General features: G+C 59.8%; 8 protein-coding genes and 3 pseudogenes. 6 read left to right on the forward strand and 5 right to left on the reverse strand.

The features are described 5' to 3' along the window. The 5 genes and pseudogenes from EN884_RS12995 to EN884_RS13015 form a co-directional block, all read left to right on the forward strand. Positions 1-1,252, forward strand: a pseudogene (locus tag EN884_RS12995) (hypothetical protein); the annotation flags it as partial. Positions 1,253-1,575: 323 nt separating this feature from the next. Further along, positions 1,576-2,742: an ABC-three component system protein gene (locus EN884_RS13000; protein ID WP_063169421.1), complete on the forward strand. Its 1,167-nt coding sequence runs from the start codon at positions 1,576-1,578 to the stop codon at positions 2,740-2,742. Continuing rightward, entirely contained in the window at positions 2,739-3,251 is a 513-nt protein-coding gene (locus EN884_RS13005; RefSeq protein ID WP_063169420.1) for a three component ABC system middle component, read from the forward strand. The genes EN884_RS13000 and EN884_RS13005 overlap by 4 nt, the downstream gene beginning before the upstream one ends. Beyond that, positions 3,252-5,225, forward strand: a complete 1,974-nt coding sequence (locus EN884_RS13010) for a DUF3732 domain-containing protein (RefSeq protein WP_063169419.1) — start codon at positions 3,252-3,254, stop codon at positions 5,223-5,225. It begins immediately after the preceding gene. 24 nt (positions 5,226-5,249) lie between these two features. Next, positions 5,250-5,816 carry a hypothetical protein gene (locus tag EN884_RS13015; RefSeq protein ID WP_063169418.1) on the forward strand — a complete coding sequence of 189 codons (567 nt, stop codon included), beginning with the start codon at positions 5,250-5,252 and terminating at the stop codon, positions 5,814-5,816. A gap of 905 nt (positions 5,817-6,721) precedes the next feature. Here EN884_RS13015 and EN884_RS13020 read toward each other — a convergent pair. The 5 genes and pseudogenes from EN884_RS13020 to EN884_RS13040 form a co-directional block, all read right to left on the reverse strand. Further along, positions 6,722-7,537 (reverse strand): hydroxymethylpyrimidine/phosphomethylpyrimidine kinase, encoded by an 816-nt coding sequence (locus tag EN884_RS13020; RefSeq protein WP_063169417.1) that lies wholly within the window; start codon positions 7,535-7,537, stop codon positions 6,722-6,724. Beyond that, positions 7,528-8,133, reverse strand: a complete 606-nt coding sequence (locus tag EN884_RS13025) for a thiamine phosphate synthase (RefSeq protein ID WP_063169416.1) — start codon at positions 8,131-8,133, stop codon at positions 7,528-7,530. The genes EN884_RS13020 and EN884_RS13025 overlap by 10 nt, the downstream gene beginning before the upstream one ends. Further along, positions 8,130-8,903, reverse strand: a complete 774-nt coding sequence (locus EN884_RS13030) for a thiazole synthase (RefSeq protein WP_024504259.1) — start codon at positions 8,901-8,903, stop codon at positions 8,130-8,132. Before EN884_RS13030 ends, EN884_RS13025 begins: the two co-directional genes overlap by 4 nt. 1 nt (position 8,904) lies before the next feature. Further along, complete coding sequence (gene thiS / locus EN884_RS13035) at positions 8,905-9,102, reverse strand: sulfur carrier protein ThiS (RefSeq protein WP_024504260.1); 198 nt, start codon at positions 9,100-9,102, stop codon at positions 8,905-8,907. Continuing rightward, a pseudogene (locus EN884_RS13040) lies at positions 9,071-9,772 on the reverse strand (FAD-dependent oxidoreductase); the annotation flags it as partial. The gene thiS and the pseudogene EN884_RS13040, both read right to left, overlap by 32 nt. On the opposite strand from EN884_RS13040, the pseudogene EN884_RS39515 reads away from it, so the two are divergent. Further along, positions 9,769-9,866, forward strand: a pseudogene (locus EN884_RS39515) (glycine oxidase); the annotation flags it as partial. The pseudogenes EN884_RS13040 and EN884_RS39515 sit on opposite strands and share 4 nt — an antisense overlap.

A 9,866-nucleotide genomic window follows, 5' to 3' on the forward strand; every position in this document is an offset into this window, starting at 1 on the left:
AGGTGTGGCGGAGCGTCGCGAGGAGGAATGGCTGGCCGGCATTACCGAAGCACTCAAGGGAACTTGGCTCGAAAGCGGGCTCTCCGCATCCGGCGTCGGCACTGTGCTCGATCAATTGGCCGAACTTTCAAGAAGCCTGCAGGAACGGGACGACCTGCAGCTGCGTATCGACAAGATGGAGGCCGACAGGGCCAATTTTCTGGTCGAGGTCATCGCCGTTGCGGTTGAAGCCGACGAGCCGACGAAGGATACCGACCCGGAGCAGTTGGCCATCCGCCTTGCCGAGCGCCTAGAGCGTGCCGAGCGGACACGTGAAACGAAGGCAAGCCTCGGCAACGACCTGAAGCGCCTCAAGGAGGCGCGCGACATCCTCGACACTGAGATTTTGGCACACGAACGCCGCAAGAACGAGGTGCTGGGCGTCTTTGGTGTCGCCACTCTGCCCGAGGTAGTCGAACGCGATGAGCTGTTGCGTGAGCGCGATGGCTTGCGCACCACCGTCGCCGAACTTGAGGAACGGATAGTGGCGGAGCTCGCGGTCGACGGATTCGAGCAGGCCCGCTCGATCCTGGACGCGATCGATTTCGACGGCCTCGCGGTCGAGAAGGCTGAGGGTGAGCAGCGGCTTCGCCTGTTCGATGAAACCATCCAGCAACAGCTGATCCGGCAGACGCGCGCGGCCGACAAGCTGGACGCCATCGGCGGTGATAGTGCGGTTGCACGCCTGGATGCTGAACGGCGCACAACCCTGCTGGAAATCGAGGAGAAGGCCGTTCGCTACATAGAGCTGAAGCTTGGCATCATGTCGGCTGGCAATGCTTTGCGGATCTACCGTGAGAGCCATCGCTCCGGCATGATGGCGCGCGCATCAGACGCGTTCAAGCTAATGACGCGTGGCCAGTATTCGGGGCTGACAACCCAGCCTGTAAGAGGTGGTGAGGTTCTCATTGCTGTGCAGGGTGACGGGCAATCCAAGGTCACCGAAGCGCTTTCAAAGGGTGCACGATTTCAGCTGTACCTTGCCCTAAGACTCGCCGGTTATTACGAGTTCGCGCAATTTCGGCCCTCGGTCCCATTCGTCGCCGACGACATCATGGAGACGTTCGACCATATTCGCTCGGAGGAGGTTTTCAGGCTGTTCGGAGCGATGGCAAACACAGGTCAGGTCATCTACCTGACGCACCATAAGCATCTATGTGAAATAGCTGAGGCTGTCGTACCGGGAACGAGGATCCATCAACTCGCACAGTAATTTTCTCCGGAATACGTGAACGAACCAGTGAAGGACGCCGAATTTGACGGCAAGTATGCGCCCAAAGTCAGACGTTCCGGCAAACTTCGCGTTCGTCCAAAAGCGGACATATCGCCCGAGCCATAGACGGCCCCGATGTGCCCATAATGGACGTCCTGCAAATTCATTGTCCTGCCGAATCTGGACTTCGAGAGCTGGCCCTAAACAGCAATTGTATCGCGCCTAGCCGTCCTATCGCCGGGGCGCCAATTGTAAACAACGGCGAACTATACCAATATCGTTACTGGCTTCTTCCGGTGCGACTCGGGAGAACGGGATGGGCAATGAACGCGAAGACGCAAACGGGAAAACACAGCGCCGCTGGCCAATACCTCGGCTATGCGCTTCAACCTGTACGCCTTTGCTTTCACCTGCTCAACGCGCCTAGCGGCGCCTTGGTCTCTCTTGAACATTTAGACGATGTGGCGGTTCACCTGGTCGGCGGCGAAGTCGTTCTTGAGCAAAGCAAGAGCGCACTGAAGCAAAATCCGATATCCGACTGGGCTGCGGACCTGTGGAAGTCTCTGGCCAACTGGCTCAGCTTCATGGCGGCGGGAGAGATCGACCCGGCGACCAGCCATTTCCGGCTATATGTCACACCGGTGAAGGCGGGTGCCTTCGCGATCGCGCTGAACGACGCGAAAACAGATGCCGACGTGGAGGCGCTGGTCGCTAACCTCGCCAAAGCCCACAGCAAGCTGAAAGCTGCACCGGCATGCGACGCCGACGTCCAAGCTTTCCTGAACGCTGATGCGGCTCATTGCGCCGCCTTGGTCAAGAATCTCGCCGTTATCAGCGTCGATGCAGATCCCGTCGATCCGATACGCGCGATCTTCAAGCCGACGGTCTCTCCGCTCATCATCGACCTAGTGTGCGAACGCGCGATCGGCGCTGCGAAGGAGGCGGCGGACAGGCTGATTAGAGCTGGCAAGCCCGCCATCTTGGACGTGGACGCGTTTCAGGCCGAGCAAAGAGCATTTGTTCAGAAGAACAACCTTCCAGGGCTGCTGTCGTCTTTCACCAAGCAACCGCCTGTCGAGGCCATCGAACAATTGATCGCCGACCGTCCCGCCTTCGTCCGCCAACTCGAGCTGATCGAGGTGGGAGACGAAGCGTGCGTCCGGGCTGTTAGCGATTACCTTAGGACGCTCGCCGACATCTCGATCTGGGGCGAAAGCGGGCTAATCTTTGAGAAGAACCTAAGTGACTGGGACGATGATCTTGTCGGTCGCTATGAGCACGTCAGTGCAGAGGTGCACGACATACAGGCCGGACACCCCGCAACGGTTCGTGGTAGAATAGTTTACAGGCGCTGCGCGCAGTTGCAGCCTCCACTCGATGGTCGAGTCGTCCCCGGTCATTTCGTCCACGGATCATTCAACGCCCTTGCCCACGGCCTGCGCCTCGGCTGGCATCCCGACTACCAGACTCTTTTGGAGCCAGCGACTTGATTGAGGCTGGCCGATCGCACCTACCGCTCAGCGACCTCGCCCTTGTCCAGAATCCAGGACTTGGGGCTTTCGCATTGTGGCAATTTGGCCAAGGTTTCCAGGCTGAGGACGAACGTCCAGCGCCGTTCGCCTTGGCGTTTCTCGTGCTGCCAATCGTCCTGCATCGCGCAACGCTCGAAATCGTGACTTCGACAAACCGACCCTCTGGACTGGCGCTCTTCGCGGCCAAGCTCGGGAAGGAACGGGAACAACTCCTCGCCGTCCACGAGCGAGCGCTGCTGCTGCGTACTCTGACATTGCAATCGGCCGCTGTCGGTGTGAGCGGGCGGCTGCTGTCCGTGGATTACAAGGATGCTACTTTAAGAGCAAACGTACCAGAACCGAAACCGAGGAGGCTCGTCCTTCCAGAGCGCGTCAAGCACCTCGGACCTGCCTCGGAGAAATTGGGTTTCTGGTTTTCGAACCTGGGGACCGCGCAGGTGGCCAACCTGTTACGGGTGGAGTTCTAGATGTATTTCCAGCTTCGAAAACTGATCCTTTGGCCCCGCAATGGTGCAGCGCCGCGGGTCGTCAAGTTCGAGCCCGGTGTCGTCAACGTCATCAGCGGCGCGTCGAAGACCGGGAAGTCCGCCGTTATCCCTATTGTTGATTACTGTCTGGGCTCGGAGAAATGCGCGATTCCGGTGGGCGTAATCCGCGAGAACTGCAGCTGGTTCGGCATTCTGATCGAGACGCTGGAGGGCGAAAAGCTCTTGGCGCGACGCGAACCGGGGGACCAACAGAGCACAGGCGACATGGTGCTGCTGGAGGGCGCACAGGTCGAAATTCCGGAGACGATCACCGACAAGACCACCAATGTCGACACGGTCAAGCGCGCGATGAACCGCCTGGCAGGACTGACTGACCTCGACTTCGAACCAGGTACAGAGAATGGATTCAAGCAAAGGCCAAGCTTCCGCGACCTCATGGCCTTCACGTTCCAACCTCAGAACGTGATCGCCAATCCCGACGTGATGTTTTTCAAGGCCGATACGACGGAACACCGGGAGAAGCTAAAGACCATCTTCCCGTACGTTCTGGGCGCGGTCACGGCAAAGATTCTCCAGGCGCGGTTTGAGATCGATCGGCTCCAGCGCAACCTCCGCCGGAAGGAGGCTGAGCTACGCGCGATCGTGTCGGCAACTGGCGCTTGGCGGGCGGAGGCGGAGGCGTGGCTGCGTCAGGCAGTCGAACTTGGCCTAGTCGATTCCTCCACTGAAGTGCCGAAGGACTGGAGTGACGTTGTTGACCTGCTTCGGCGCGTGTCGAACAGCAACTCAAGTCTTGCTCGACCAAGCCTGGCCGGCATCGATGTGGTGCTGACGCGTCTGGAAACCCTTCGTGCGTCGGAAACTGAAATCGCCGCGCGACTTACCGAGCATCGTCAGCGCCTGAACGAACTGCGCCGTCTGGTGGAGAGCAGCGAGGCGTACGGCGACGCCATGCGCATCCAACGTGACCGCTTGGACCTTTCCACGTGGCTGAGGGACTTGGCCGACGAGTTCGCCGATCCGTTGGTCGCACTCGGGGACGGCGGCCGCGAGAAGGTCTTGGCCCTTTGCGACAACCTCGGCGGTCTGGAGATCCGACTGCGGACCCACCCTGCGATGTCTAACACGCTTGACAAGGAAATCCTGCGCCAGCGCGGCGCCGCTGAAGCGGTCCTATCTGAGTTGAACGATGTCCGTAGCGAGATAGCGGTGCTGGAACGGGACTCTGACGTCGCCCGAGACGAGGCCAATCGCTTCGATAGGCTTGAGCGCTTCCTCGGTCGATTGGAGCAGGCGTTGCACGTCTACGACCGCGCCGACCAGTCGTCGGATTTGCGGCAGGAACTCACCTCGCTGCAGGCCGATATTGCAACGCTGCAAAAGACGATCTCCGAGGCCGACATCCAGCGCAAGCTATTCAACGCGTTGCACCAAGTCTCCCATCATGCCAATCGGCTGATTCCGCAGCTTGACGCGGAGTGGCCCGAGGCCCCGATTAGGCTGTTGATTGAAGACCTGACCGTCAAGGTGACTAGGGGAACGCGTGAGGACTACCTGTGGGAGATTGGCAGCGGCGCCAATTGGCTCGCGTATCACGTCGCACTAATGCTTGCGCTGCAGCACTACTTCCTGGCCGAACCTCATCACCCAGTCCCTGGTCAGCTGATCTTCGACCAACCTAGCCAAGTCTATTTTCCTAAGCGGGCGGCGGGCGACGAGGGCCCCGACCTCATCGCGTGGAGGGATCAGGACGTGGTCGCCGTCAGGAAGGTCTTTGCGCTCCTAGGCGCTGAGGTCATGGCCGCGAAAGGTCGCCTCCAGATCATCGTGCTGGATCATGCAGATGAGGACGTCTGGGGCAAGCTTCCCGGAGTCAAGTTGATTGAGGAATGGCGTGGACAGGCCCTCGTGCCTCAGGCTTGGATTGCCGCCGCATCTTCCAACGGTGGATAATAATCTGCTGCCAGAGGAGAAGGCATGGCGAACGTGGACGAGATCAACCGTCTGACGGCCCTTGGCTTGAACGTCATCACAGCCATGGATGTCGCGGAAGGAAAACTAGACGAAGCCTTCGAGGTCGCCCGCGCTCAGGAGAAACGCAAGGTCGACATCTGGTGCAAAGGAAGAAAGAACATTCCGGTTGCACTGACTGCGATATGGGACTGCGATCCTGCAAACTTCTATCTCGCGTTCGACGGCGATGATCCCAGCGACCACGCTTCGACGGATTTCATTCTTATCGACGCTGATGTCACTGACGTTGGCGGCAGGCTTACCTACGCCGCCAGCAGGGACAAGGGTCCTTGGCATCAACGTTACAAGAGCAAGAGCTGTGGGATCGCCTACCGATGGCTGCATGGCCGCGGTGTCACACCGCCTTTGCTCGGCGAGTACCAAGGCCAAGTTCACATCGTAGGAGGCATGCACCGCTTCCATCTTGCCAAGCACTATGGGACGACGCGCATGCCATTCCTCGTCCGGAGGGCCGAACTAGCCGCAGTAATGGCGTTGATCCCCTCGGCGACCGACACCGCCAACTCGTAATGGCGGGGACTGCAGAAAAGAAGCGAATGAGTTGCGAACTTACCGGGATCACTCCCCGAAAGCTGACCGACGGCTTCCGGCCCCGTTGCGGCCATTCTTACTCCCGCACTTTGGCTTTTCCAGCGCTAAACCGGCCTTGGGCGATGAATGGAAACGGTCAGATGTTCCCGGTCTGTGCTCGAAAAGTCGCATAAAAGGGCAGACTGGTGTGACGTCCGGAATTATTGGGCCTTTCACGGGTTTACCGGTCCCGAATTATCGGTTGCTGGCGGGCGGGCTATGCGATTGAAAACAGGAGAGTTTTCTGGCTAAGGGTGGGGTTTCAGACTGAGTTTACCAATGCCCTTAATGACGATTAATTCTGGATTGGCATCAGGTGATTGGGTTTGCGCAGAATATAGCCGCCCTTATTGGTAAACCCGCTCACGGTCGACAACGGATTGGTCAACCTAGGACGACAGGATTGGTAAACCGGAGCCGCCCTATCGACGAAGGTCTAGCTTGGCGCATTCACTGTCGCCGGTAGGCAGATATTCGGGCGACAATCGGGACCAGCGTGCGACGCCGCCAAGCGTGAGACACGTCGGCTACGCCGCAAATCGACACGGTTTGACCGGGCGCAATACCGCACCGATCTTCTAATCTCGGCTTAATTCCGGAGAGAGGCAGATAATTCCGGACGCCACACTGATTGGTAACCTAAGGCCACCCACCACGCGGATTGGTAGCCCACAGGAATAGGTTTGGTAACCCTTATCGAGTGAGGGCCGCTCGTACCTTTCGGCGGGTTCGTTTCAGTTCTAAGCCCGGCTTAATTCTGGACAACGACAGATAATTCTGGACGGCACAGTGGAACTCAACGCGTTGTAAGGATGGCATAGAGAAGCAGTAGCCCTCCAGTCTCGCTACTGGAAAAATTCTGGAAAATGGGTCTGCTTGGCTGGACGCAGAACGTTGTGATTATTCAGCCGGCATTTCTGAAGCTTCTCGAACACAAACAGCTTGCCTTCGCGCACGCTATCTTCGAGCGACTTCGCCTTCGCCAGATGCGCCGCAATCGCGCTGGCCAGCATGCAACCTGTTCCGCGCATCGATATAGCAAGGCGCGGCGTGTCGAAGTGGATGGGTTCATGATCGGAGCGTAACAGAATATCGGCCGATCGGGGACCCGACGCGTGCCCACCCTTGATCAGCAGGGCCTGAGGGCCGACGGCCTGCAGTCTTTGTCCTTGTTGGAGCGCACCGTCCTCATCCGAAGCCGGTTCGGAACCAGTAAGGAGCGCCAGTTCAGGAAGGTTGGGCGTGACAATGCAGCAAAGCGGCATCAAATCGCGCTTCATGGCAGCGATAGCGCCTGCTTCCAGAAGTGCGCGGCCTGAGGTGGAGGCCAGCACAGGGTCGAGTACTGCCGGCACTTGCGGAAATTTGCGCAGCACTGCGGCAACGGCAACAATGATCTTGGCAGTCGCCAGCATGCCGATCTTGATTGTGGCTACGTCGTTGGCCTGTAGCGCGGCACACATCTGATTGGCCACCATGCTGGGTGGCGAATGATGGATTTCGATCACGGCGTCGTGCGTTTGCACCGTTAGCGCTGTGACGGCGAGACAGGTGCGCACGCCAACGGCAGAGATCGTCTCGATGTCGCGTGCTATTCCAGCACCCCCGCTGGAATCTGATCCGCCAACGACAAGCACATGCGGTTCTCGTCTCATCGCCATCGGTCCGTCTTTTCGATCCATTCTCGCGTGCGCGCTTCGGGGTCGAAGCTCAACGTGATGTCCGTGACCACTGCGGCGCTGTTGGCGCCGGCCTCAAAGACGCCGTCGAGGCGGTCGGGGTTGAGGCCGCCGATGGCGACCAATGGGATCGGCGCCACCCGCCGCTTCCACTCGCTGATCCGCTCTAGCCCTTGCGGTGCCCACTTCATTTTCTTCAAAGTGGTGGGATAGATCGGACCGAGCGCGACATAGTCGGGCTCGGCAAACATGGCCGTTTCCAGCTCGACATGATCATGCGTGCTCAATCCGAGCCTGACGCCCGCTGCCCGTATCCTCGAGAGGTCGGCCGTTTGCAAATCCTCCTGGCCCAGATGCACGAAATCGCAGCCTTCCTCGATTGCCAGGCGCCAATAATCATTGATGATGAGCTGGCTTTTGTGTTGGACACACCAGGCCTTCGACTTGCGGATCTCCGCGCGCAGCCCGGTTTCATCCATGGTTTTGATGCGAAGCTGAATCAGCTTGACGCCGAGCGGCGCCAACCTTTCGATCCAGGCGGCGCTGTCGACGATCAGGTAGAAGGGATCGAGCTTCATGAAAAAACGGCCCTGCCGACCATCGGTGTCGATGGCACGGCGACGTCGCGCGGTTCGAGCATTCCCGAACTGAACGCCTCACGACCGGCGTCGACCGCCTTACCGAAAGCACGCGCCATGCCGACCGGATCTGCCGCCTTGGCGACCGCTGTGTTCAGGAGCACGGCGTCAAAGCCGAGTTCCATGACGGTGGCCGCGTGCGACGGCCGTCCGAGCCCCGCATCCACAATCAGCGGGACGCCAGGGAAATATCCGCGCATCGAGCGCAGCGCCGTCATGTTGACCGGTCCCAAGGCGGAACCGATCGGTGCGCACCACGGCATCAGGACCTTGCAGCCCGCTTCCAGCAGCCGCTCGGCGACAACGAGATCGTCGGTGGTATAGGGGAATACCGCAAAGCCGTCCTCGCACAGGATGCGGGCGGCTTCAACCAGACCGAACACATCCGGCTGTAGCGTGTCGTGATTGCCGATCACTTCGAGCTTGATCCAGTTGGTGCCGAAGACCTCGCGCGCCATTTTCGCGGTGGTGACGGCTTCCTTGACGGAGAGGCAGCCGGCGGTATTGGGCAGGGTTCTGGCGCCCAGCGAGCGGATCAACGACCAGAATTGTTCGCCGGCCCTACCGCCCGCCATCTCACGCCGCAACGAGACGGTCACCACCGACGTGCCCGATGCCTTGACTGCATCGGCAAGGATGGCCGGCGAAGGATACTGAGCCGTGCCGAGAAGCAGGCGCGACGAAAGCTCGGTTCCATAAAGCTCCAACATGCTAGCCGCCCTGCATGGGCGAGAGGATTTCGATCCGGTCGCCGTCGCTCAACTGGAACTCCGCGCGGTTGGCTTTGTGCACGAGGTCGCTGTTGACGGCGGTGGCGAGCCAATCGCCCTCATAGTCGAGCGCGGCAAGCAACTCGGCCAGCGTGGTGGCGGCAATCTCACGCGCCTCGCCGTTGACCATCAGTTTCATGAGCATGCTCCTTGGTTCTGTCTTGACTGAAAACCAGGTCGGCAGCCTGGCGCGCCATGGCGGGGGCGAGGAGAAAACCGTGACGATAAAGACCGTTGATCGCGATGATCTCACCGTCTGTTTCGACGCGTGGCAAATTGTCGGGAAATGCCGGACGGACACCCACACCGGTTTCAACGATCTCGGCCTCACCAAAGGCCGGATGGAGGGCATGGGCGGCGCCCAGCAGCTCCATCATGGAACGCGCCGTCACCGGTCCGGCGCTCTGGCTTTCAATCATCGTCGCTCCGATCATGAAACGGTGATCGGTGCGCGGCACGGCATAAAGCGGAAAGCGTGGATGAAGCAAACGGACCGGCCGCGACAGCGAGACATCAGGCGTGCGAAGGATCAGCATTTCGCCGCGAACACCGCGCAGCCTGTCATCGGCCGCTGCCATTCCCATGCAGTCTATCTGACGGGCGAATCCCGAAACAGGCCGGGCGTCGCAGCCGAAGTGGAATTTGACACCCATGGTCGCAAGCTTGTCATGAAGTGCCGCCATCGCCGGGCGTGGGTCGAGGTGAGCCTCGTCGGGGAAGAGCAATCCACGCCGGAAGCGGCCGGCGAGGTCGGGTTCCAGGAGCGCAATTTCGTTTTCATCGACGCGCCGATGCCCTGACGTGCGACTGGTGGGATGCGGTGCTGTCGGGTCAGGTGACACGGGCCGGGACATTGGTCGTGGCCGCGCCGCGTGATGCCGGTGAGCTTGACCGGTTCGCCAG

The sequence above is a fragment of the Mesorhizobium sp. M7A.F.Ca.AU.001.01.1.1 genome, assembly GCF_004022735.1.
Lineage (GTDB): Bacteria > Pseudomonadota > Alphaproteobacteria > Rhizobiales > Rhizobiaceae > Mesorhizobium > Mesorhizobium ciceri.

Bases quoted from the DNA above. Each gene is read 5' to 3' on its own strand.
- EN884_RS13000 (WP_063169421.1), top strand. From the start codon at position 1,576: ATGAACGCGAAGACGCAAACGGGAAAACACAGCGCCGCTGGCCAATAC.
- EN884_RS13010 (WP_063169419.1), top strand. From the start codon at position 3,252: ATGTATTTCCAGCTTCGAAAACTGATCCTTTGGCCCCGCAATGGTGCA.
- EN884_RS13015 (WP_063169418.1), top strand. From the start codon at position 5,250: ATGGCGAACGTGGACGAGATCAACCGTCTGACGGCCCTTGGCTTGAAC.
- EN884_RS13020 (WP_063169417.1), bottom strand. From the start codon at position 7,537: ATGGCGATGAGACGAGAACCGCATGTGCTTGTCGTTGGCGGATCAGAT.
- EN884_RS13025 (WP_063169416.1), bottom strand. From the start codon at position 8,133: ATGAAGCTCGATCCCTTCTACCTGATCGTCGACAGCGCCGCCTGGATC.
- EN884_RS13030 (WP_024504259.1), bottom strand. From the start codon at position 8,903: ATGTTGGAGCTTTATGGAACCGAGCTTTCGTCGCGCCTGCTTCTCGGC.
- thiS (WP_024504260.1), bottom strand. From the start codon at position 9,102: ATGAAACTGATGGTCAACGGCGAGGCGCGTGAGATTGCCGCCACCACG.